The organism is Rhodococcus sp. T9N (genome assembly GCF_024436645.1).
Classification (GTDB): Bacteria; Actinomycetota; Actinomycetes; order Mycobacteriales; family Mycobacteriaceae; genus Rhodococcus_F; species Rhodococcus_F qingshengii.
In genome coordinates, this window is record NZ_JAMSKS010000017.1 from 122,918 (window position 1) to 148,161 (window position 25,244).

The window sequence follows — 25,244 nt, forward strand, 5'->3', positions numbered from 1 at the left end:
TTTAGCCATGATATTCAGGACAATAGTCCCAAATGGTTGTTTGATGAATATTTGCTGGAAGCTGACTGATCGGTAACATCGCAGCTGATTGTCACGATGTGATCTCCGGCGGGCGATTTGCCAGTTTCCACCCGAGCTTTCCAAAGTATTCGTCTCATTTTCGAAGTGCCCCGATCAGTTCGAAGCGTCCAGCGGACGCATAAACCTGTTTGCATCATGATCAAGTTGTAAGAGGGAGATTCGTGTGGATGGCAGTCCCGACCGAGGAATCGTTTCCGCAGCTCGTCCGGACGACGAACTCACCTTCCCTCTTTCTGCCGCGCAACTTTCCCTGCTTGTCGCACAACAGCTTCGACCCGAGATTCCCGTCAGCATCGCTCAGTACGTGGACGTGGACGGCCCACTCGACATCGAGCTGCTGACCGCTGCCAGCAAACAGACCGGCCGTGAGATCGGCTCCGGATATCTGCGCCTGGTCGAGGTGGACGGGGTTGCGCGTCAGTGGCTCGATCTCGACATGGACGACTCCCTCGACGTGGTCGATCTTCGCGCCGAATCGGATCCGGAATCTGCAGCGCAGGAATGGATGCGCAGAGAGCACACTGCTGCCATCGATCCGTTCACCGATCGCCTGGTCAGGCTGGCAGTCCTGGTGCTTCGCGACGACCATTACTACTGGTACAGCCGTATTCATCACGTAGCGCTCGACGGTTTCGGCGCGATGTCGATGATGAACCGCACAGCCGAGATCTACACCGCTGTGGTGCGCGATCTGCCAGTTCCCCCAGCGGTAACTGCCCCCCTCCAATCGTTGGTGAAGGCAGAGGCCGACTATCTGGGCTCAACCCGGTGGGAACGCGATCGCGACTACTGGAACACCAAGATGGCCGACAAACCGGGCGGAACCTCGCTCGCGTCCTCGACTGCTCCGTCGCAGGCATGGTCTCGCCTACGGTCGGCGACGGTACCTACGGAAATGCGGAGCTCCCTCGAACGGCTGGCCGCCGCCCACGATGTGACGACGTCGTCAGTGGTGATCGGTGCACTGGCGGCTTACCTCGCCCGGGCCACCGGGACCCGCGACGTGGTCCTCAGCCTGCCGGTCTCGGGGCGGACGACAAAAGCTGCTCGCCGGTCCGGCGGAATGATGTCGAACGTCGTTCCGATACGTGCGAGCGTCGATCCGCATTTCGCGGTCGGGGACTTGCTGCACGAGGTGAAGATCGAACTCACCGGCGCACTGCGTCATCAGAAATACCGCCACGAGGACCTACGACGCGACCTCAACGCCGGTGATCACAGCATCGCCGACGGACGAGGCTTCCACGGGCCGTTGATCAACCTCATGCTGTTCCATTCCGGAATCACTCTCGGGGACGCGCACGGCGAACTGAACGTGATCTCGACCGGGCCGATCGAAGACCTCTCCGTCAACGTCTATCAGACTTCCGCAGCCGAAGAGATCCAGATCGACTTCGCCGCGAATCCAGACCTGTACACCAACGAGGACATCTCGCGTCACCACCGGCGTTTCCTCGAGTTCCTCGACTTGTTCTGCGCTGCGGAATCGGGAACTCGATTGATGGATATCGACCCCGACGCCGCGGGTAAATGGATCGCCGAAGTTCAACACGCCCGCAACGTCGAGTACTGGTCTGCGACCTTGTCGAACCCCGCCGAGGAACTGGGTTTGCCGGTCGTCGCCGGAACCGGTCGAACGTCCACGCCCCTCGAGATCGAGGCAGGCCTCTGCCGGAGCCTCGAGACGATGGCGACGACGATGAACACGAGTCTGTTCGTGCTGTTCCAGTCTGCGATGGCCGGACTGCTGCGCCGCGTCGGTTCGGCTGACGAGGTGTCGATCGGCGTCTCGGTCCGAGGATACGGCGCCTCCAATCCGGACGATTTCGTCTCGATGTTCGCCAACCAGTTGGTGCTTCGCTCGACGGTGTCGAACACCATGACGCTCACCGACCTGGTCGGTGCGGTGGACACCGTCGCAATCGAAGCTCTCGAACACGCAGACATTCTTCTGTCTTCGGTGACCGCCGCACTCGGTGACGGCCGCTGGGTCGAGACGGGCCCGTTGTTCCGGGCGATGGTCTGCTTCGAGGAGCCGCTGGATGCTCACCCGAGATTTCCGGGGCTCATGGTCGGTGCGCCTATCGGATCGGATCTGGCCACCGTGCCGGAACTGTTTGTCTCCCTGGCGATTCCGACTGGTGAGCATGCCGATTTCGATCAGCCGATCTCCGGTGTTCTGGATTGGCTCGGCACGAAGGAGCAAGCCGAGGACCTCGCCGACCGTTATCTACGAATCTTGACCGCGATGGTCGGTGCTCCGCACTCGGCGCTCGGCTCAGTGGATCTACTGCGCCCGGACGCGCGCCAGGCGCTGGTGCCGCCCGTTCTGCCGATTACCCCGGTCCGAACGCTCTCCGAGATCCTTTCCGACCGCATTCGGGCGACCCCGGAAGCGATCGCCGTTGTCGCAGGTAGCGAGCGCGTGTCGTACCGCGAACTCGATCGACGATCGAATCAGTTGGCGCGCAAGCTCGTCGATCATGGCGTGCAATCCGAGTCGTTGGTCGGAATCATGCTGCCGAAATCCGTGGACATGATCGTTGCCGCTGTCGCGGTAGTGAAGGCCGGCGGCGGATACCTCCCACTCGATCGTGCACACCCCGCCGAGCGTTTGGCATACGTGGTCGAGGATGCGCAACCGGTGTGCGTCATCTCCGATTCCACTTTCCCGAACTCCGCCTTCCCGAACTCTGACGTGGTGGTCGTCGGCGTCGAATCCGACGAATACTCCGGTGAGAGTCTGGAAACCGATGAGCGCCCGCGCGGACACGGAGCCGACAATCTGGCGTACGTGATCTACACCTCGGGGTCGACGGGCCGACCCAAAGGTGTCTCCGTCACCCACGCCGCTGTGGTGCGATTGTTCGAGAACACGCACGTCGAATTCGGATTCGACGGCAACGACGTGTGGACGATGTTCCACTCGTTCGCCTTCGACTTCTCGGTCTGGGAACTGTGGGGCGCGCTGCTCCACGGCGGAACGCTGGTCCTGGTCGATCACGAGGTATCACGCGACCCTGACGCCTTCCGGGCGCTGGTCGCCGCAGAAGGCGTCACCGTGCTCAATCAGACGCCCTCGGCCTTCTACCAGTACATCGAAGCCGACCTTCGGGCCGATTCGGAGACCCGGCTCCGGTACGTGATCTTCGGTGGCGAAGCCTTGGACCTGCGTCGACTCGGGCGCTGGTACGACAATCACCCGGGGTACGAAAGTCACACGGAATCCGCGCCTGCACTCGTCAACATGTACGGCATCACCGAGACGACGGTGCACGTCACCCATCTCGAACTCGACCGGGCGAGCGCGAGTGCGCTGACCGGCAGCCGGATCGGTGACGCGATCGACGGACTTCGTGTGTACCTGCTCGACGAGCATCTCTCCCCGGTCCCGGTGGGGATCGCGGGGGAGATCTATGTCGCGGGCGGTCAACTCGCCCGTGGCTATCTAGGCCGTCCAGACCTCACCGCGGGCCGGTTCGTTGCCGATCCTTTCAATGCCGGCGGACGACGGTTGTACCGGTCCGGCGACCGCGCACGATGGATTGCGCCCGGACAACTCGAGTACCTCGGACGCGGCGACGCGCAGGTCAAGATCCGCGGATTCCGGATCGAACTCGGCGAAATCGACTCCGTCATCCTCAGCGCGCCGGGAATCGACGATGCCGTGACCGTCGTGGCTCCGACGCCGGCGGGCGGCGCTCTCGTGACCTATGTGACCGCTTCCGACGTCGTGGACGCCGACGCCCTCCGAGCTCACGCCGCCGAAGCCCTCCCGACCTACATGGTTCCCGATGCCTTCATGGTCCTCGATTCGATTCCGTTGACCACCAACGGAAAACTGGACCGGCGTGCGCTGCCTTCGCCTATCCTGGCCTCCACCAAGGTCTTCCGACCCCCGACGACCCCGACCGAGGGCAAGGTTGCGGCGGTTCTGGCTGACATCCTGAGTAGTGGACCGCTCGGACTCGACGATAATTTCTTCCATCTGGGCGGAAACTCGCTGGTAGCGACGACGGCGGTAGCGCGCTTGACCGAAGCCACCGGGGTTAAAATGCCGCTGCGTGCACTCTTCGACCATCCCACGGTGTCTGGGATCGCGGCGACGATCGAGCGTGCGGCACAGACCCCGGACGCCGACGGTATTCAGGTCGTGGCCCGGCCGGCTGTACTGCCTCTCGCTCCCGCGCAGCAGCGACTGTGGTTCCTGAACCGCGTGGCACCGGAATCAGGTGCGTACAACATTCCACTGGCGGTGTCGTTGCGCGGCGCCGTCGATCCCGACGCACTCAGTGCCGCGATCGTGGACGTCGTGACACGTCACGAGTCACTACGCACCGTGTTTCCTCAGGTCGGGGACAACGCGACGCAGAAGGTTCTGGGCCTGGGCGAGGGGATCGCAGGGCTCGAGTCGATCGACGTGGAACGCGGAAGCCTCGAGAGAGTGATCTTCGAATTCTCTTCGGCCGGTTTCGATCTGGTCCGCGAACGTCCGGTGCGCTACCTGCTGATCAATGTCGCCGCCGAGAAGGAAGGCGATGAGGAGGAAGCTGTCCTCGTAGTGGTTCTGCATCACATGGTGGCCGACGGTTGGTCACTCGCCCCGTTGGCTGCTGATCTCACCGGCGCTTACGCCGCTCGCGTCGGCGGCAACAGCCCGCAGTGGGCACCGCTTCCAGTGCAGTACGCCGACTACACGCTCTGGCACCGAGAACACCTCGGGGACAAGGCATCCACCGAATCGCTTGCCCACTCACAGATCACGTTCTGGAAGCGGCAGCTGGCAGGAGCACCCGAGCAGCTCCACCTGCCGACGGACCGTCCGCGCGCACTCGACCCGACCATGCGCGGAGCCGGAGTCGACATCAGAATCGGCGCTTCCACGCATCAGAAGCTCGTTGTACTTGCCGCCGATCACGACGCCACGCCGTTCATCGCCCTGCACGCGTGCTTCGCCCTGCTTCTGGCCAGGTACAGCGGCACGGACGACATCGTCATCGGAACACCGGTGGCCGGGCGAGGGGACAGATCTCTCGATCTGCTCGTCGGCATGTTCGTCAACACTCTTGCCCTGCGGACCGTCGTCGATCGGGACGTAACGTTTGCCGCACACCTGTCGCAGGTCAGGGCCGTCGACGTGGATGCCTTCGACAATGCGGACGTGCCTTTCGACGTCGTCGTGGACGCGCTCGAACTGGACCGCTCGCCCGCACACCACCCGGTCTTTCAAGCGGCCATCACCTCGCGGATAGCCACCACCCACACAGCCGAACTGGCAGGGGTGTCGATGACGGCGCGGGCAGTCGAGACGGGGCTGACCAAGTTCGACCTCGAGCTCACCGTCACCGAACGTCACGAGTCCGGGGCCGCAGCTGGGATCGATGCCACGTTCACCTATTCCACCGACCTGTTCGACAGCGCGACCGTCGAAGCGTTGGCGCGAAACTTCGTGACCCTCGTGGAATCGGCAGTGTCGGAACCGACTGCACCGGTTGGTGATCTTCGTGTACTCGGATCCCGGGAGAGTGCCGCGATATTGCCGCGGCGCGGCGTGGCTTCGGTGGGCGAATTGACGCTGGCGCAGATCCTCGGAGACACCGCGAGGAAGTATCCCGACGCGATCGCCCTCGAAGACTCCGAGCGCTCACTCTCGTACGGGGAGCTGGAGCGTCGATCGAATCGGATCGCTCGATACCTCATGGACCTGGGCGTCGGCCCCGAGACACCGGTCGCACTGGCAGTTGCCCGATCGGTCGACTCCGTGCTCGCAGTCTGGTCGGTCACCAAAGCCGGTGGCGTTTTCGTCCCGGTCGATCCCCGTTATCCCGCAGATCGAGTTGCGCACATGCTCGCGGATTCAGGTGTGCGGATCGGAATTCGGTCCGCCGAGGTTGCGGCCGGTCCGGCAGCCGGTGGGAACGTCGCAGTCTGGATCGACCTCGGCGACGCGGACACGGTTGCAGAATGTGCCGCCTACTCCGACGCTGCCATCGACGACGCTGACAGAACAGCGTCGATCACTGCGGCGTCGGCTGCGTACGTCATCTACACCTCCGGCTCGACCGGAGTGCCGAAGGGCACCGTCGTCACTCACGCGGGTTTGGCCAATCTTGCTCGCGAACAACAGGATCGGTACCGGATCACCGCCGGGTCGCGAACTCTGCATTTTGCGTCACCGAGCTTCGACGGCGCCGTACTCGAGCTACTGCTCGCCGGTTCGACCGGCGCGACGATGGTGATCGCCCCTCCCGACATCTACGGAGGGGAGGCGTTGAGCGAGTTCCTCCGAAGCCACGAGGTCACTCATGCCTTCATCACTCCGGCTGCGCTGGCGACCGTCGATCCGGCGGGCGTGACGGCACTGGAATGCGTAGTCGTCGGCGGCGACGTGTGCACGCCGGAATTGGTCTCGAGCTGGGGCAACGGGCGCAGACTGCACAACGGATACGGTCCGACCGAAACCACTGTCATGGTTGCCATCAGTGACCCACTCCCACCGGGGGAGCCGATCACCATCGGCGGTCCCATCCGCGGAATCGACGCCGTGGTGCTCGACTCTCGGCTGCAACCGGTCCCGATCGGCGGCGTCGGCGAGCTGTACATCGGTGGGCCGGGCCTTGCACGTGGTTACCACCTTCGTCCCGCGCTGACGTCGGATCGGTTTGTCGCGCATCCGTACTCGACGCCCGGTGCCCGGATGTACAGAACCGGTGACCTGGTCCGCTGGACCAAGGACCTGACCCTTCGCTACGTGGGCCGCAGCGATCATCAGCTCAAGATCCGCGGGTTCCGCATCGAACTCGGCGAGATCGACGCTGCTCTGATGGATTCCCCCCTCGTCCAGTTCGCCACGACGATTCCCGTCGAATCCGCCGCGGGTACCACTCTGGCGTCGTACGTGTTGCTGAGCGGCGACGCTGATATCGAGTCGCTGTTCGTGGGACTCGCCGACACGCTGCCGCGCTACATGATTCCGTCGTCGATCACCCCGATCGACGCCATTCCGTTGACTCCGGTCGGCAAACTCGATCGCAGAGCGTTGCCGACGCCGATACCGCGCGAAATCCTCGGAACGGGCCGTGAACCCGAGGCCGGACTCGAACGAACCGTTGCCGACGTTTTTGCTTCACTGCTCGACGTACCCGAGGTCCGAGCTGGAGACAGCTTCTTCGATCTCGGGGGCAACTCGCTCGTCGCGACGCAGGTGTCCGCGCGGTTGAGCGCAGCGACGGGACTCACCGTGGACGTGCGCTCGATCTTCGAAGCACCGACCGTCGAAGCGCTCGCTGCACGTCTGGCGGCGAGCGCCGAAGCATCAGACGATCGACCTGCCCTGAGCGCCGGTGCTCGGCCGGACCGCCTACCGCTCTCCGCCGCGCAACAGCGCCTGTGGTTCGTCAATCGCTTCGACCCCCAGTCCGCGGTCTACAACATTCCGTTCGCGATCCGCATCACCGGAGACATCCACGGCGATGCACTCGAGGAGGCGCTTACGGACGTCATTGCACGCCATGAGGTGCTTCGAACGATCTACGTCGACAGCGCCGACGGCCCGAGCCAGGTCATCCGAGCGCTCTCCGACGTGCAGTTCTCCGTCGAGCGCTACTGCGGATCCGAAGGTGTCGACGTGGCGACGACGGAGTTCGCGGCGCGTGGGTTCGATCTCGGTTCGGATCTGCCGATTCGGGCCATGCTGGTGCGCGAGGACGCCGGCGCTCACGTACTGGTCGTCGTCATCCATCACATCGCCTTCGACGGCTGGTCCCTGACTCCCTTTGCGGCAGATTTCGTCGCGGCGTACTCCGCACGCGTCGTCGGAGACGCCCCGGTTTTCACACCGCTCGACGTGCAGTACGCCGACTACGCGGTGTGGCAGCAAGACTCGCTCGGACAGGTCGGCGACCAGGAGTCTCTGGCTGCCCGCGAACTGACCTTCTGGACCACTGCCATGGCTGGTGCCCCGGACGAGGTACTGCTACCGGTCGATCGCCCACGCGGATCTGTCTCCACGACCGCCGTCGGATCGGTGCCGATCGTCATCGACGCGGCGACCGGGGAGCGTCTCGCCGCCTTGGCGAGGCGCAGTGGCTCGACGCAGTTCATGGTCGTACACGCGATCCTGGCGGTTGTTCTCGCGCGTCTCGGTGCAACCGACGACGTGGTGGTCGGCACCCCGGTGGCAGGCCGCGGGCGACCCGAGCTGGATTCCCTGATCGGGATGTTCGTCAATTCGGTACCGCTTCGGACGCCGGTCGATCACCGAGCGTCGTTCACCTCCCTGCTCGAGGTCGTCCGTGAACGCGACCTTGCCGCCTTCGCGCACCCCGAGCTGCCCTTCGAGGTGCTGGTCGACGCCCTCGATCTCGACCGGTCCACTACGCGACACCCCCTGTTCCAGGTCATGCTGTCGTACCACCAGAATGTGGTCTCGCCGCAGGTCACGGTCCACGACGCGCATCTCGAAGCGCAAGCACTCGAACCGTCCGTCGCGAAGTTCGACCTCGAGTTCACCCTGCTGGCAGGCGATTCCGAGAAGACCGAGATCACCGGGTCGCTCAGGTTCGCCGAGGCGCTCTTCGACATTGCCACCGCGGAAACGATCGCCGCGCGTGTGCAGTCGGTGGCCCGCGCCGTCGCCGCAGATCCGGACGCCGCGATCGACGACCTAGATTTCCTCAGCACCCTCGAGCGGGCGTCGCTGATGCCGGTACGAGGTCCGGCGTGGACCAGTTCGCGCACCTTGGCCGAAATATTGACGCGGACCGCCACCCGTTCAGGCGATTCGGTGGCCCTTCGATCCGGTGACACCACCGTGCTCTACCGAGATCTCTTCGCCCGTGCATCGGCGCTTGCCCGCCGTCTGACCACGGAAGGGATCGGTGCCGAAGACATTGTGGCGATCGCGATTCCGCGCTCGATCGACTCGATCGTCGCCTTGTGGGGCGTTTCCTTGACCGGCGCCGCGTTTGTTCCGGTCGATCCGCGATACCCCGCCGATCGCATTCTGCACATGCTCACCGACTCCGGAGCCACTCGCGGAGTGACGACGGAAGCGGTGATCGAATCACTGCCCCGCCCGGTTCCGTGGATGACAATGGACGACATCCACGGCGACGGTGTCGGGCAGCCGGTTCCGGCCGCGCCGATCCGAATCGACAACCTCGCCTACATCATCTACACCTCCGGATCGACGGGAAAGCCCAAGGGCGTCAGCATCACTCATCGTGGCCTGAGCGCGTTGGCGGCCGAGCAGACGGCGCGTTACGGCATCTCGGCGCAGTCGCGGACGCTGCACTTCTCCTCACCGAGCTTCGACGCATCCATCCTCGAACTGCTGCTCGCAGTCGGTGAAGGCGCGACGATGGTGATCGCCTCTCCCGACGTCTACGGCGGCCAGGACCTCGCCGAATTGGTCACCGATCACCAGGTGACCCACGCGTTCATCACACCGGCAGCGCTGACCTCGGTCGATCCCACCGGGCTGGACGTCTTGCAGTCGATCGTTGTCGGTGGCGAGGCATGCCCACCCGAACTGGTCCGTAAGTGGGCACCGGGTCGCCGATTGTTCAACGGCTACGGGCCGACGGAAACCACCGTCATGGTCTGCATCAGTGATGCCTTGAGCGTGGGGGAGACCGTGACCATCGGCGGGCCCGTCCGCGGCGTGTCCGCGGTAATTCTCGACGGCTCGGCTCAGCCGGTACCCGTCGGGGTCACCGGTGAGCTCTACATCGCCGGCCTGGGACTTGCCCGCGGCTACCTCGACCAACCCGCCTTGACGGCGACGCGATTCGTGGCAGCGCCGTTCGGCCCGGCCGGCACCCGCATGTACCGGACCGGTGACTTGGTTCGGTGGACGCCGCTCGGGACGATCGAATACGTTGGACGCTCCGATCACCAGGTGAAAGTGCGCGGATTCCGCATCGAACTGGGCGAGATCGACTCCGTCCTCAGCACTTACCCCGGCGTCGAGTTCGCGGTCACCGTGGGCGTCGACGCAGCTTCCGGTGAGACGATGTTGGCGTCGTACGTAGTGCTCGGTGCCGATGCGGTCGAGATGGACGAGTTGCTGAGCCATGCGCGCCGCTCACTGCCCGCCTTCATGGTGCCGTCGGCGATCACCCCGATCGATCACGTACCGCTGACCCCCGTCGGGAAGCTCGACCGATCGGCGCTGCCGGCGCCGACACTGCGTTCGTCCGAGCGAAGTGTCGAGCCGCTGACGACCGCGACCGAACTCCAGGTTGCCGGCGTCGTGGCGGAACTGCTGGGTATCGAACAGATCAGTGCGTCGGACAGTTTCTTCGAACTCGGTGGCAACTCACTGCTCGCCACCAGACTGGCCCAGCGACTCGGCGAGTCGTTGGGCAGGCAAGTACCTGTCCGAATGCTGTTCGAGCACCCCGAAATTCGGGAACTTGCCACCATACTCGACACATCCGCCGGGGCGAAGGCGCTTCCACCGATCACCGCCGTAGACCGCCCCGAGCGAATTCCGCTGTCCTACGCGCAAGCACGCATCTGGTTCCTCAACCAGATGGATCCCGGCTCACCCGCGTACAACGTCCCTGCTGCGATCTCCCTCGACGGTGCACTCGACGTGCCGGCCCTCGAAGCTGCTGTCCTCGACGTGATCGAAAGACACGAAATCCTGCGCACAGTGTTCCCCGACTCCGACTCCGGCCCGCACCAGGTGATCCAGGATGCATTTACCTCGTTGGAATACGGAACTGCGGACACCCGTGAACCGGCAGAGCTAGCCAGAGAATTCGCGTCGCGCGGATTCGACATCACGACCCAAGCTCCCGTTCGCGCGCTCCTGCTCGAATCGACGCCGCAGCACCACACACTTGTCATCGTGATCCACCACATCGCGGCGGACGGATGGTCGATCGCGCCGTTGATGAAGGACGTGCTCACCGCCTACGTCGCGAGAAGTTCGGGACACGCTCCCGAGTTCACCGCGCTCGAGGTGCATTACGCGGACTTCGCGATCTGGCAGCGGGAAGCGCTGGGCGCGGTGAACGAATCCGCGAGCGTGCTCGGGGCACAGGCGTCGTATTGGCGGGAGACGTTGCGGGGCGCACCTGAATTGATCGACCTTCCGAGCGATCGAGCGCGTCCGCTCACCCAGTCGTTGAGCGGTGCCCACACCGCGGTCTCGCTTCCGGCGCACACCCGGATCGCGGTCGAGGCGGTTGCCGGAGCCAATGCGGCGACGCCGTTCATGGTGCTGCACGCTGCCTATGCCGTCCTGCTGTCCAGGCTGAGTCGAAGCACCGACATCGTGATCGGATCTCCGGTCGCCGGGCGAGGACACCGAGTTCTCGACGACCTCGTGGGAATGTTCGTGGGCACGGTCGGACTGCGCACGACGGTCGATCCCGGGTCGACGTTCGTCGACGTTCTGCGTACTGTCCGCTCCGTCGATCTCGACGCCTTCGCCCACGCGGACATTCCGTTCGAGCAGGTCGTGGACGTGGTGGCGCCGACCCGGAGCACCGACCGTCATCCGGTGTTCCAGACGATGATCTCGTTCCACGGCGCCCACCCGACGACGTGGGACCTGCCTGGACTTGCCGTTCGTGCCCACGAGATCACACCGGACATCGCCAAGTACGACCTGCAGTTCACCGTTGTCGAACAGACCGCGGAGGAAGGCGGCGGCTACGAGGCCTCCCTCACCTACGCGAAGGATCTCTTCGACACCGATACGGCGGAGTCGTTTGCAGTGATGCTGGAAACGATCGTCGAGACACTGACTGCCCAGCCCTCCGCCGTCGTCGGTGACGTGGATCTTGCGGGACGTCGCCTGCGTGCGTTGCCCGGACGTCCGGCCGGCGATGCTTTGACCTTGCCGGAGTTGCTGCTTCGCGGCGCTGCCGATCCGCACGCTCCGGCAATCGTCGACGTCGCCACATCCGTCACGCTCACGTACGGCGAACTCGACCGACGCTCCGACGCTATGGCGTTTGCGTTGATCGCTCGCGGAATAGCGCCGGAAATGATGGTGGCACTGGCGCTTCCGAGGTCGGCCGACTATGTGATCGCGCTCTGGGCCGTAGCGAAAGCCGGCGGAGTGTTTCTTCCCGTGGATCCGGCGTACCCCGCCGAGCGGATCGAGCACATGCTCACCGACAGTGGAGCGGTACTCGGTATCACCAGGGGCGAGTATGCGGCCGACCTTCCGGGCGTCACATCGTGGATCGAGTTGGATGCGATCGAATTCACCACCGAAATCGAGGCAGTCCATTCCGAGACACTGCCGGACGCGCCACTCGAGTTCGACAACCCGGCCTACTTGATCTACACCTCGGGCTCGACAGGAAAACCCAAGGGCGTGTTGGTCACTCACGCGGGACTGGCAGCGTTTGCCGACGAACAGCGGGAGCGTTTCGGCGTCACCGCGCACTCTCGCGCTCTGAGCTTCGCCTCGACGAGCTTCGACGCGTCGGTTCTCGAGCTCCTTCTGGCTTTCGGCGCCGGCGCAACGATGGTGATAGCGCCGCCGACAGTTCTCGGCGGTGTCGAATTGCACGAACTGCTCGACGAGCAGACGATCACCCATGCTTTCGTGACTCCAGCCGCCTTGGCGACTGTCGATCCCGCCGGGCTCGACCATCTCGAAGCCGTCGTCGTCGGCGGCGACGCCTGTTCCGCCGACCTCGTATCTCGGTGGGCACCGGGGCGCCGAATGTTCAACGCGTACGGCCCGACCGAGGCCACCGTCGCAGTCACCATCAGTGATTCGCTGGTCGCGGGGGAGCCCGTGACGATCGGCGGCCCGATCCGCGGCGTGGACGCGATGATTCTCGATTCCCGACTGCACTCGGTTCCCGGCCAGGTCGTCGGTGAGCTCTACGTCAGCGGCGACGGTCTCGCCCGCGGGTACCTCGGCAACCCCGCACTCACAGCCGCGCGCTTCGTCGCCGACCCGCATGGACCCGAAGGCGCTCGGATGTACCGCACCGGGGATCTTGTGCGCGAAGATCGCTCAGGGGCACTGATCTACCTCGGACGCGCAGACCACCAGGTCAAGATCCGAGGGTTCCGAATCGAACTCGGAGAAATCGACGCGGTGCTGGCAGCGGAAGCGTCCGTGCATTCGGCTGTCAGCGTCGTCGTCGGGGAGGGCGTCGACGCTCGGATCGTCGCGTACGTCGTCCCGGCACATGCGGACTTCGACGCCGCCGCGCTACGCCGTCACGCAGGTATATCGCTGCCTGCGCACATGATCCCGTCCGCTGTTGTCGTGATCGGCGCAGTCCCGACCACACCGGCGGGCAAGCTCGATCGCAGCGCTCTGCCTGCTCCCAACTGGGAGTCGCCGAGTGGACGCAGTCCGGAAGGCAGCGACGAGATCGCGATCTGCGCTGCTTTCGCAGAGGTACTCGATCTGGCCGACGTAGACACGTACGCCGATTCGAGTTTCTTCGAACTCGGCGGCAACTCACTCATGGCAACGCGTTTGGTCGCTGCCATCAAAGAACGCACCAGCATGACCGTCCCCGTCGCGTGGATATTCTCCGACCCGACTCCGGAGGCATTGGCGCGCAGACTCTTCGAACTCGAGGCAACAGTTGTGACAAGTGACGCGGATACCTCCGCACTTGCGGTAGTCCTGCCACTACGTCCGGAAGGCCGCGCCGAGCCACTGTTCTGCATCCATCCGGCCATCGGATTGGCCTGGTGCTACGGAGCGCTCGATCGCTACGTCGACTCCAGCCGGCCGCTCTACGGCCTGCAGTCGCCGGTCCTGACGGACTCCGAATTTCGGGCGGAGCTGATCGAGGACTTCGCGGCGCGGTACGTCGAGGAAATTCGCGGAGTTCAGCCGCACGGTCCGTATCACCTGCTGGGGTGGTCGATCGGCGGATTGATCGCTCACGCGGCGGCGGTGCAGTTGCAAGCCGCGGGTGAGAGCGTCGCCGACCTGATTCTGCTCGACAGCTTCGTTCTCGAAGACCCGACGATGACGGGCGCGCAGCCTTCTCTCGCCGAACTGATCGGCGGGTTGGGGATCTCGGTCCCGGACACCGGCGAGCGTGATCTGACACCCGAGGACGCCGAAGCACTCTTGCGCGAAGCCATCGGCGATCACCCCTTGGTCTCGAGCGATCGGATCGAGCGACTGTTCGAGGAATACTCCGCAGGCGCCGAACTGGCTCACCGATACCGCCCGGGCAAGTTCGTGGGCGATCTGCTGTTCTTCTCGGCACACGCCGACACCTTCGACCCGCTGCGAACCGCGTCGGCGTGGCGACCGTTCGTCTCCGGGGTGATCATCGACCGTCCGGTGCCCACGTCACACGCCGAAATGTTCACCGAGGCAGGTCTGGAGGCGATCGGACCCGTGATCAACCTTGCGGTCGGAACGGGTCGTCACGCGGCCCCGGACGTCGACGCAGAGTTGGACGCTCTGATCGAGGTCCAAGACGTGCGCGGCTGACTCAGGCTCGTTTCTTCCTCGGTGTGGTCGACTTCGACGAGCCGGCCTTGGAGGCGTTCGACTTCGCTTCGTCCACACTGCGCTGCAGTGCGGCAACCAGGTCGACCACCTCCGCATCGGTGCCCTCTTGGTCGACCTCGGCGGCGGGGATGACCTTCTTGCCGCCGTTCTCGATCATCTCGTCGAGCAACTGCCGCAGTTGGAGCTGGTAGTCGTCGGTGAACTCGGTCGGATCGAAATCGCCCGCCATGCTCTCGACGAGCGTCTGCGCCATCTTCAGTTCCTTGGCCTTCGGCTTCTCCACGTCGTCGAGCGAAGGGAACTCTGCTGCGCGAACTTCGTCGGGCCACAGCAACGTCTGGATCACCAGGACGCCGTCGCGAGCGCGCATCGCGGCCAGGCGCGTCTTCTGTCGCAGAGTGAAATGCACCAGTGCCGTTCGATCACTCTCGGTGAGCACAGTCGAAAGCAGGACGTACGCCTTCGGCGACGCCGAATCGGGTTCGAGGAAGTAACTCTTCTCGAACAAGATCGGATCGATCTGATCGTTCGGCACGAATTCCAGCACCGGAATCTCGTGCTTCTCCGCGGCCGGGAGTTTGTTGAAGTCCTCGTCGCTCAAGATGACGCGCGATCCGTCTTCCGAGTCGTACGCCTTGTCGATGTCCGCGAACTGAACCGTGTTTCCGCACTCGGAACACACACGGTTGTACTTGATGCGGCCACCGTCTTTTGCATGGACCTGGTGAAATCGGATGTCGTGGTCCTCGGTCGCCGAGTACACCTTGACCGGGACGTTGACCAGACCGAAGGCTATCGAGCCTTTCCAAATCGAGCGCATGCCTCCCATGATGGTCGCCGCCGGCCGTTTGCGCGAGGCAAACGATCACGGTTGATCCCGAACCGTTGCGTGTGGATGGGTCGGTTCGGGGCGTATCGAGCGGGTATCCGCTTCGAGAACCCGACTCGCACACCTGGGGGGACGCTCCGATGAGAATCCGAACCTACCGTCGACGCGTCACCGCGGCGCTGGCGATTTCACTGGTTCCACTGCTGTTTGCGCCTTTGCCCGCGAACGCAGATCCGGCACGCACCGTAACCATCAGCGTCCACTCCGATGCGATGGGCCGCGACATTCCACTCGAGGTGATCCTCCCCGCCGACACGAGCGCCCCACGGCCCACGTTGTATCTGCTCAACGGCGCCGGTGGTGGCGAGGACAGTGCAACGTGGGAAGGACGGACCGATGTCCTGGATTTCTTCGCCGACAAGAATGTCAACGTCGTGACGCCGCTGGAAGGAGCGTTCAGCTACTACACCGACTGGCAGAAAGACGATCCCGTACTCGGGCGCAACAAGTGGCAGACGTTCCTCACTCGCGAACTGCCGCCCGTCATCGATGCGCAGTTCGGTACCAACGGGGTCAACTCCATCGCGGCGATTTCGATGACGGCGACGTCGGTACTCAATCTCGCGATCTCGGCACCAGGGCTTTATCGGAGTGTCGGGGCCTACAGCGGGTGCGCGGAGACTTCCACCCAGCCGGGTCAGGACTATGTGCGGTTGGTGGTCGGCGCGCGGGGTGGCGCTGATCCGACAAACATGTGGGGACCGTTCGACGGTCCGGGGTGGCGCGAGAACGATCCGGTCGTGAACGCGGAGAAGTTGCGGGGGACCGCACTGTACGTTTCCACCGGATCCGGGCTGCCAGGTCCGCACGACAACCTTCAGGCACCCGATGTGAACGGAAATCCCGGAGCCCTCCTTAATCAGATCGTCGTCGGCGGCATCATCGAATCCGCGGTCAACGGGTGCACGCACGGCTTGGCGGACCGACTGAACGCACTGGGCATCCCCGCGACCTTCGACTTCAAGCCGACCGGAACCCACTCGTGGGGCTACTGGCAGGACGACCTACACAATTCCTGGCCGATGATCGCCGGCTCGATGGGAGCGCAGTAGTCGGTCCGGAGTGCTCACCTCAGAAACGGCGCGCGCATCAACGTCTTTCGGACGTGCCACGGTGACGATCGGAACAGGGTTGCCATCACCTTCGCCGTCGCGGACGCGTCCCGCCGATCGGACAGGTAGGACCGCTGAGCCTCGACCGGTAGATCGAAGAACGTGTCGAAGAATGTCGCGACCTCTCCCGAGCCGAGGGTGAGAAGTGCGTTCAGGCCAACGCGGCGAAGGGCAGACACCGCCTTGGCCGACCGCGGCCAGAGCGCCGCGTTGGGATCTCCACCGTCGGCGATTGCTTTGGCGACAGCGTCTGCCTCGGCGAGTGACGAGGCAACGCTGTATCCGGTTCCCGGATGCATCAGACCGCCTCGCCCGCCGAACCGGAGGACACCGTCGGGGAACGACTCCTTCGGGCCTTCGACTGCAAAACGGACTCGCTCGACCGGTGCGTCGTCGGGGACTTCGCAGCCCCGATTGCGAAGCCGGGTGCGCAGACGCGCTTCGAGTTCGCGGAGCCCCAACGCCGGCCGGCCGACGAGGCAGGTCTCCTCGAGGAGGACTCGCTCGTCATCGAGTGGGACCGCATAGAGGAACGACGGGGCGTCGGCGTCGGAGGCGCCGTTGTCTGTTCGCCAGTCCATGAACCAGGCTTCGCCTCCACCCAGAATCGGATCGGCCAGAGCGCGGTCGACGATCACTCCGAAGGCGGTCTGCTGGGCGGTTGTCACCGTCAGTTCGGTACCCCGGGCGTCGATGACGACGGAACCTGTCAGCTGCGATCCGTCCACGCACAGGACGGCGGTAGGTGACAGTGTTTGAGCACGCAAGGCTCTGAACTGTACGGATGTGCCCGAGAGAAATGATTGCAGTAAAGATGTATTCAATACGCAATATGTGCGATCAAGCGTTTTCTGTCTGCGGGTCCACACGCTCGGGCGTTCGATCCGGCTTGCGATCACATCGACCGGCAGCCACGACGGCAGCTCGTCAGCCCACGCCGAATAGGTCGGCGTCCACACCCGATGGGGATGCGGATCGACAACGACGACGGTGAGTTGCCGGGCGATACAGCGGGTGGCGAGTGCCCGCCCGGCCGGGCCGCCACCGACGATCACCACGTCGGCGGAGGAGTTGTCTGTGCTCACGACCGGCGCACTACATCGATCCCGTTGCGAGCAGACCGCCGTCGACCCGGACCGTTTCGCCCGTGATCCACGCCGCCGCGTCGGAGACGAGGAAGCCGACCAAGCCGGCAACGTCCTCGGGGGTGCCGAGCCGCTTCATCGGGTAGCCCGCCGACGCCTTGTCCTCGCCGGCAGCGACCAGGGCTGCCGCGAACTGCGTCTTGACGATCCCGGGAGCTACGGCGTTGACACGAATCTTCGGTCCCAGTTGCCAGGCCAGTTCTTCCGTCAGGCGGATGAGCGCAGCCTTCGACGCGCCGTACGCCGCGATGACGCCCGTCGACCGGATCCCGGCCACACTTGCCAGGTTCACGACGGCTCCACCGTGTTCGCCCATCCATGCCCGATGTGCTTGCTGGACGTAACCGAGGGCGGCAACCACATTCACGTCGAAGATCTTGCGCACGGCGTCGAGGTCCGCTTCCATGAGCGAACTGAGGACGGGGTTGATTCCGGTGTTGTTGACCAGAATGTCGAGTGAACCGAATTCGGACACGGCGCGGTCGACGGCACAGGAGCGGGCTTCGGCATCGGCTGCGTTGCCCGCGAATGCGACGACCTTTCCGCCGTGCCCCAGAGCGGACAGCTCGGATGCGGCGGCCTCGAGGGGCTCCGGCTTGCGGGCTGTGATCAAGACGTCGGCACCGCGAGCGAGGAGTTCGGCGGCGACAGCTTTGCCGATTCCGCGACTTGCGCCGGTGACGATGGCGGCACGGCCTTCGAGGTCGCGAGGACGAGTGCTGTTTTCGCTAGTCATGTCCCGAACGTTAGCGGACTCACACGCTGCTGGTCGGAACGACCGTCAGGTCACGGTAAAATCGATAGTTCTTGTGTCTGTAGTCAGGCATTGTTTACCCGTATTCGTCGTTTTTCCTGAGGAGTTTGCTTGATTACCGCCACTGACCTCGAAGTTCGTGCCGGTGTCCGCACCCTTCTCACGGCTCCCGGGCCTTCGTTGCGCATCCAGCCGGGCGACCGGATCGGACTCGTCGGACGTAACGGAGCCGGAAAGACGACCACACTGCGCATCCTCGCCGGCGAAGGTGAGGCATATGCGGGAAGCGTCGTACGTACCGGTGAACTCGGATACCTCCCGCAGGACCCCAAAGAGGGCGACCTGAGCGTCCTCGCCAAGGACCGGGTTCTCTCCGCACGTGGCCTCGACACGATGCTCCGCGAGATGGAGAAGCAGCAGATTCTGATGGGCGAGGTGCTCGATCAGGAATCGCAGGACCGCGCGGTCAAGAAGTACGGTCAGCTCGAGGATCGGTTCTCGGCCCTCGGCGGATACGAAGCCGAGAGTGAAGCTGCACGCATCACCAGCAGCCTCGGTCTCGAAGACCGCATTCTCGGGCAGCCGCTCAGCACGCTGTCCGGCGGTCAGCGTCGTCGCGTCGAATTGGCGCGCATCCTCTTCGCCGCCTCCGACGGCAGCGGTGCCCGCTCGGACACGACTCTGCTGCTCGACGAGCCCACCAACCACCTCGACGCCGACTCCATCACCTGGCTGCGTGGCTTCCTCCAGAACCACGAGGGTGGACTGGTGGTCATCAGCCACGACGTCGACCTGCTCAACGACGTCGTCAACCGCGTGTGGTTCCTCGATGCCGTCCGCGGTGAGGCCGACGTCTACAACATGAACTGGAAGAAGTACCTCGACGCTCGTGCCACGGACGAGCAGCGTCGTCGCCGTGAGCGCGCCAACGCCGAGAAGAAGGCCGGTGCGCTGCGGATTCAGGCCGCCAAGATGGGCGCAAAGGCAACCAAGGCCGTCGCGGCTCAGAACATGGCCAAGCGAGCCGACAAATTGATGGCGAACCTCGATGCCGAACGTGTCTCGGACAAGGTTGCGCGGATTCGTTTCCCCGAACCCGCCGCTTGTGGCAAGACTCCGCTGATGGGCAAGAACCTCACCAAGGTGTACGGCTCGCTCGAGATCTTCACCGGTGTCGATCTCGCGATCGATCGTGGGTCTCGTGTGGTTATCCTCGGACTCAACGGTGCAGGTAAGACCACACTGCTCCGCATCCTCGCGGGCGCGGAGAAAGCGGACGCTGGTGAGCTGATCGCCGGTCACGGACTCAAGGTCGGCTACTTCGCTCAGGAGCACGACACCCTCGACGACGACGCGTCCGTGTGGGAGAACATCCGCCACGCCGCGCCGGACACAGGGGAGCAGGAACTGCGTTCTCTGCTCGGTGCCTTCATGTTCACCGGCCCACAGCTCGAACAGCCGGCCGGAACGCTCTCGGGTGGTGAAAAGACGCGTCTGGCTCTGGCCGGACTGGTGTCGTCCGCTGCCAACGTTCTGCTTCTCGACGAGCCCACCAACAACCTGGACCCGATCTCACGCGAGCAGGTGCTCGACGCGCTCCGCAGCTACACCGGTGCCGTCGTCCTGGTCACCCACGATCCGGGCGCTGCCGAGGCCCTCAACCCCGAGCGAGTCATCCTCCTGCCCGACGGCAACGAGGACCACTGGTCGCAGGAGTACCTCGAGCTGATCCAGCTCGCCTAAACCCCTGTGCGCCTTTTTGGTAGTGGGAACTACCAAAAAGGCGCACAGGGGCGAAGCCCCTCAGTCTCTCCGCCGCACCGATTCCTCGACCAGATCGAGAACCGCTGACAGGTTGTCGACGCCGTGGCCGGAGGCGATTCTCGCGACCAGGCCGTCCATCACCAGATCCAGATACCCGATCAGAATTTCGGTGGGGACGTCGTCACGGAGTCTGCCTGCCGATTTCTGTCTGGCGAGGCGCGCACTGGTCGCTTCCGTCAGTTCTACGGAGCGCTGTGACCACTTCTCGCGGAAATCGGCGTCGTTGCGCAGTCGACGCGCTATCTCCAGTCGCGTTCCCAGCCAATCGAATTGGTCGGGCTGCGCGAGCATGTCCCGCATGACCTGGACGAGGCCCTCTTCGGCGACGACATCTGCCATCCGGCTCGCATCCTCGCTTGCGAGAGCGAGGAACAGGCCGTCCTTGTCCTTGAAGTGATGGAAGATCGCTCCGCGGGACAAACCGGTGACTTCTTCGAGACGGCGAACTGTGGCGCCGTCGTAGCCGTATTCCGCAAAGCAGCGGCGGGCGCCGTCAAGGATCTGACTGCGCCGTGCCGCGAGATGGTCTTCACTGACCTTGGGCACGGGCATCCCTCCTTTGTCGGGTTGCCTGTGAGCACTTTCGGCCGTAGGCGCTGAATGTCGACTCAGTGCACAAAGCGCTCACGACCACCGATGAAACCTGGTTCGCCTTCCGGCGAAAGTGGTCGTGAGCGCTTTGTGACCCGTCAGGGGCCGAAAGTGCTCACAGGCACGTAGTGCCTACTAGCCGCGGATCATGTTGCGAAGCACGTACTGCAGGATGCCACCGTTGCGGTAGTAATCCGCTTCGCCGGGGGTATCGATGCGTACGACTGCGTCGAACACGACCTTCTCGCCGTTCTCGCGCGTCGCCGTGACCTTCATGGTCTTCGGGGTGACGCCCTCGTTGAGCTTCTCGACACCTTCGATGTCGAAGGTCTCGGTGCCGTCGAGCTTGAGCGAACCTGCGGACTCGCCGACCGGGAACTGCAGCGGGACAACGCCCATGCCGATCAGGTTGGAGCGGTGGATGCGCTCGAACGACTCGGTGATGACGGCCTTGACGCCGAGCAGGCTCGTGCCCTTGGCTGCCCAGTCACGCGAGGATCCGGAGCCGTACTCCTTGCCGCCCAGGACGACCAGCGGGATGCCGGCTGCCTGGTAGTTCTGCGACGCGTCGTAGATGAATGCCTGCGGTGCGCCTTCCTGCGTGAAGTCGCGGGTGTAACCACCCGAGACGTCGTCGAGGAGCTGGTTGCGCAGACGGATGTTCGCGAACGTTCCGCGAATCATGACCTCGTGGTTACCGCGACGCGAGCCGAGCGAGTTGTAATCCGCACGCTCGACGCCATGGGAGTCGAGGTACTGCGCAGCGGGGGTGCCGACCTTGATCGGACCTGCCGGGCTGATGTGGTCGGTGGTGACCGAGTCGCCGAGCAGTGCGAGGACGCGAGCGCCCTTGATGTCCTTGACCGGAGCCGGATCCATCGTCATGCCGTCGAAGTAAGGTGGCTTCCGCACGTAGGTGGAGTTCTCGTCCCACTCGAAGGTGTCACCCTTCGGGGTTTCGAGGTTCTGCCAGCGGCTGTCGCCCGCAAAGATGGTTGCGTACGACTTGCGGAACATGTCCTGGTCGATCGAGGACTTGATGGTCTCTTCGATTTCCTGCGTGGACGGCCAGATGTCCTTGAGGTAGACGGGGTTTCCGTCGGTGTCGTTACCGAGCGAATCGGTCTCGAAGTCGAAGTCCATGGTTCCGGCGAGGCCGTAGGCAATCACGAGCGGCGGGGAAGCCAGGTAGTTCATCTTGACGTCGGGGGAGATACGTCCCTCGAAGTTACGGTTACCCGAGAGCACCGCGGTGACCGAGAGGTCGTTGTCGTTGATGGCCTTCGAGACTGCCTCGGGCAGCGGTCCGGTGTTACCGATGCACGTGGTGCAGCCGTAACCGCCGAGGTAGTAACCGAGCTTCTCGAGGTACGGCCACAGGCCGGCCTTCTCGTAGTAATCGGTGACGACCTGCGAACCGGGAGCCATGTTGGTCTTGACCCACGGCTTGGTGGCGAGGCCCTTCTCGACGGCGTTGCGTGCGAGCAGTGCAGCACCGAGCATGACCGACGGGTTGGACGTGTTGGTGCAGGAGGTGATACCTGCAACGACGACGGCGCCGTGGTCGAGAACGAACTCACCGGCGTCGGACTTGACGACGACCGGCTTGCTCGGACGGCCTTCTGCACCGTTGGCAGCAGAGAGAACGTCGACCGCTCCGTCGTCGGCAAACGACAGAACCGCGGGATCGGAAGCCGGGAAGGACTCTTCGACGGCCTCGTCGAGCTGGGTGTGCTCGGTCGGGTGGTTCTCTTCCACGTAGTTGTGGATGTCCTTGCGGAACGCAGTCTTGGACTCCGACAACAGGATTCGGTCCTGCGGGCGCTTCGGGCCGGCGATCGAGGGAACAACGGTTCCCAGATCCAGCTCGATGTACTCCGAGAAGACGGGTTCCTTGTCGGGGTTGTGCCACAGGCCCTGTTCCTTGGCGTACGCCTCGACGAGAGCGAGCTGCTCGTCGCTGCGGCCGGTGAGGCGCAGGTATTCGATGGTCTCGGCATCGATCGGGAAGATCGCTGCGGTGGAACCGAATTCGGGGCTCATGTTGCCCAGCGTCGCGCGGTTCGCGAGCGGAACCTCGGCAACACCGTTGCCGTAGAACTCGACGAACTTGCCGACGACGCCGTGCTTACGGAGCATCTCGGTGGCGGTGAGCACGACGTCGGTTGCGGTGACGCCGGGCTTGATCTCACCGGAGAGCTTGAATCCGACGACGCGGGGGATCAGCATGGAGACGGGCTGGCCGAGCATTGCTGCCTCGGCCTCGATGCCGCCGACGCCCCAGCCGAGCACGCCGAGGCCGTTGACCATCGTGGTGTGCGAGTCGGTGCCGACACAGGTGTCGGGGTATGCCTGTCCGTTACGCGACATGACGGTGGGTGCCAGGTACTCGATGTTGACCTGGTGAACGATGCCCATTCCCGGGGGGACGACCTTGAAGTCGTCGAATGCGCCCTGGCCCCAACGGAGGAACTGGTAACGCTCGCCGTTGCGCTCGTATTCGAGGTCGACGTTGCGCTCGAGTGCGTCGGCCTGGCCGAAGACGTCGAGGATGACCGAGTGGTCGATGACCATGTCGGCGGGGGAGAGCGGGTTGACCTTGTTCGGGTCGCCGCCGAGGGTGGTGACGGCCTCACGCATGGTGGCGAGGTCGACGATGCAAGGAACGCCGGTGAAGTCCTGCATGATCACGCGGGCAGGCGTGAACTGGATTTCGATGCTCGGCTCGGCTGAGGGATCCCAGCTTGCGATTGCGCGGATGTGATCCGCGGTGATGTTGGCGCCGTCTTCGGTGCGGAGAAGGTTCTCGGCGAGAACCTTCAAGGAATAGGGCAATTTCTCGGTGCCGGGGACGGCCGAGAGGCGGAAGATCTCGTAAGAGTTCTCACCGACCTCGAGGGTTCCCTTGGCTCCGAATGAATCGATACTGGTGCTCACGTCTGCTCCACTCGTCTATGAGGGTCGCTACCGACGGGGCTGTGTCGGCAGCTGAAGCGAGGTACTTCGGCCGGGAAGATCCTCCGTAGCTCACGCCAATCGCACAGTTCGCGTGAGAACTGTCCGAACATCGGAGCTGCAGTAGAACCTGTCCTGACCGGTGGTACCTCTTGGTCCAAGTCTAACAGTACGCTTGTCCTGTGAGAATTCAGGGCAAGTTGACCGAAACAATCTTCATGCAGACTGCGGGCCTGCGCAACGCAGGCTTGGCTGGGTGACCGCACCCACAGCTACCGCTCGGGCGGCACGCGCGGCGGTTGTGTGTGACGCCTGGTGGCAGTCGACCTGAAGTAGGGTGCATGCAGGCCCGTCGCGGGTCGGCCGCCGAAAAACGACCTCGGAAGAACTCCCCGCATCTCAGCGGTGGACGGAATCCGAACAGCACCCGGATGAGAGATGTCTGCTCCTACAAATCACGCTTTTGCGCCTGTGCACGTGAAGTCCCCGTTGCACGTCGCTGTTCCGTCGGACGTCGATCTCGACGACGTGCTCGCGGACATTTCGACGGACGGCGTCTCCGCCCCCGCGGATGATGTTGCGGGGCTGACCGCGGTGGTGACCGACGCTCGTGAACGTGGTGTCGACTTGAGCGTCGTAGTAGTCGACGCAAATCCGGGCCGGCCGTCCGATCTTAGAGACCTGGCCACGACGGTCGGCAAAACAGAAGGCGGAACGGTTCTCGTTCTGAGCCCTGACTGGATGGGTAGCTACAGCGATTCGATCAGTCGAGTGCAGCTCGAAACTGCACAGGACCGATCTTTCGGCGAAAGCGCAAGCGTGACCGCGGACCGCTTCTCGCACGAGATCGTGGCGCCAGGTCCGCCGTGGACGCTTTACACGGTCCTTGTCATCGCAGTGGTGGCGGTTATTGCCGGAATTACCTTTGCCGTCAAGTGGCGGCGAGAGCCAGAAAACGCGCAAACCAGACATATCGCCTCGACTTCGGAAACACCAGCACCATCCGACCACCGGGCCGATTCCGTCTGACCTTGGTCCTCTTGCGAGATTTTCAGTAACTCGTCGAAAACAGGTACTCACCGCTGTTTGCGGTGAGTACCTGCCCTTTTTGGTGCCTGCATGCCATTCGACCAGCTCAAATACCGTTTGTGTTATTTGTGGCTAAAGTTTCCAAAGAACGCTTGAGTGTCGTACGGTACAACTGGCACTTTTTGGGGAAGAAGTGTCGCAGACAGGCTGATGTTGTTCGACGCGTACTTGTCGGTTGCCTCGTTCTCGAGGTGTCGACGGCGGCGTTCGTACGGCACGTCCAGGTCGACGAGCAGCTCTCGGGCTGTGGGCGACCGGTGCTTGGTCTGCGCATTCCCTCCCCGCACGGATCGGCGACCCAGCGGGCCGTGGCGTTACACGCGAGGGAGAGTTA

Annotated in this window: 9 protein-coding genes; 4 read left to right on the forward strand and 5 right to left on the reverse strand. The window is 63.9% G+C overall.

What is annotated here, in order from left to right:
- Nucleotides 1-244 precede the first annotated feature (244 nt).
- The gene (locus tag M1L53_RS24585; RefSeq protein ID WP_054188225.1) at nt 245-14,530 is read left to right on the forward strand and encodes a non-ribosomal peptide synthetase; all 14,286 of its coding nucleotides are present in this window, start codon (nt 245-247) and stop codon (nt 14,528-14,530) included.
- A 1-nt stretch (nt 14,531) separates the two neighbouring features.
- On the opposite strand, the gene M1L53_RS24590 is transcribed toward M1L53_RS24585, so the two are convergent.
- The gene (locus tag M1L53_RS24590; RefSeq protein WP_020907736.1) at nt 14,532-15,380 is read right to left on the reverse strand and encodes a Ku protein; all 849 of its coding nucleotides are present in this window, start codon (nt 15,378-15,380) and stop codon (nt 14,532-14,534) included.
- Nucleotides 15,381-15,520: 140 nt separating this feature from the next.
- Between M1L53_RS24590 and M1L53_RS24595 the strand changes: the two genes are divergently transcribed.
- Nucleotides 15,521-16,492, forward strand: a complete 972-nt coding sequence (locus M1L53_RS24595; RefSeq protein ID WP_042445627.1) for an alpha/beta hydrolase family protein — start codon at nt 15,521-15,523, stop codon at nt 16,490-16,492.
- Nucleotides 16,493-16,506: 14 nt separating this feature from the next.
- Here the strand turns inward: M1L53_RS24595 and M1L53_RS24600 are convergent, their stop codons facing one another.
- Both M1L53_RS24600 and M1L53_RS24605 read right to left on the reverse strand, forming a co-directional pair.
- Nucleotides 16,507-17,637: a lycopene cyclase family protein gene (locus M1L53_RS24600; protein ID WP_042445625.1), complete on the reverse strand. Its 1,131-nt coding sequence runs from the start codon at nt 17,635-17,637 to the stop codon at nt 16,507-16,509.
- Between the two features lie 10 nt (nt 17,638-17,647).
- A complete protein-coding gene (locus tag M1L53_RS24605) occupies nt 17,648-18,433 on the reverse strand; it encodes an SDR family oxidoreductase (RefSeq protein ID WP_261949275.1) in 786 nt (261 codons plus the stop codon).
- A gap of 129 nt (nt 18,434-18,562) precedes the next feature.
- Between M1L53_RS24605 and M1L53_RS24610 the strand changes: the two genes are divergently transcribed.
- Complete coding sequence (locus M1L53_RS24610; protein ID WP_003944932.1) at nt 18,563-20,194, forward strand: ABC-F family ATP-binding cassette domain-containing protein; 1,632 nt, start codon at nt 18,563-18,565, stop codon at nt 20,192-20,194.
- 60 nt (nt 20,195-20,254) lie between these two features.
- On the opposite strand, the gene M1L53_RS24615 is transcribed toward M1L53_RS24610, so the two are convergent.
- Together M1L53_RS24615 and acnA are read right to left on the reverse strand one after the other, a co-directional pair.
- The gene (locus tag M1L53_RS24615; protein WP_003944970.1) at nt 20,255-20,821 is read right to left on the reverse strand and encodes a TetR/AcrR family transcriptional regulator; all 567 of its coding nucleotides are present in this window, start codon (nt 20,819-20,821) and stop codon (nt 20,255-20,257) included.
- Nucleotides 20,822-21,001: 180 nt separating this feature from the next.
- On the reverse strand, nt 21,002-23,803 hold the full coding sequence (gene acnA, locus M1L53_RS24620) for an aconitate hydratase AcnA (protein ID WP_007727883.1): 2,802 nt from the start codon (nt 23,801-23,803) through the stop codon (nt 21,002-21,004).
- A 456-nt stretch (nt 23,804-24,259) separates the two neighbouring features.
- Between acnA and M1L53_RS24625 the strand changes: the two genes are divergently transcribed.
- Nucleotides 24,260-24,850, forward strand: coding sequence for a DUF6676 family protein (locus tag M1L53_RS24625; RefSeq protein WP_021332993.1), 591 nt, complete (start codon nt 24,260-24,262; stop codon nt 24,848-24,850).
- Nucleotides 24,851-25,244 lie beyond the last annotated feature (394 nt).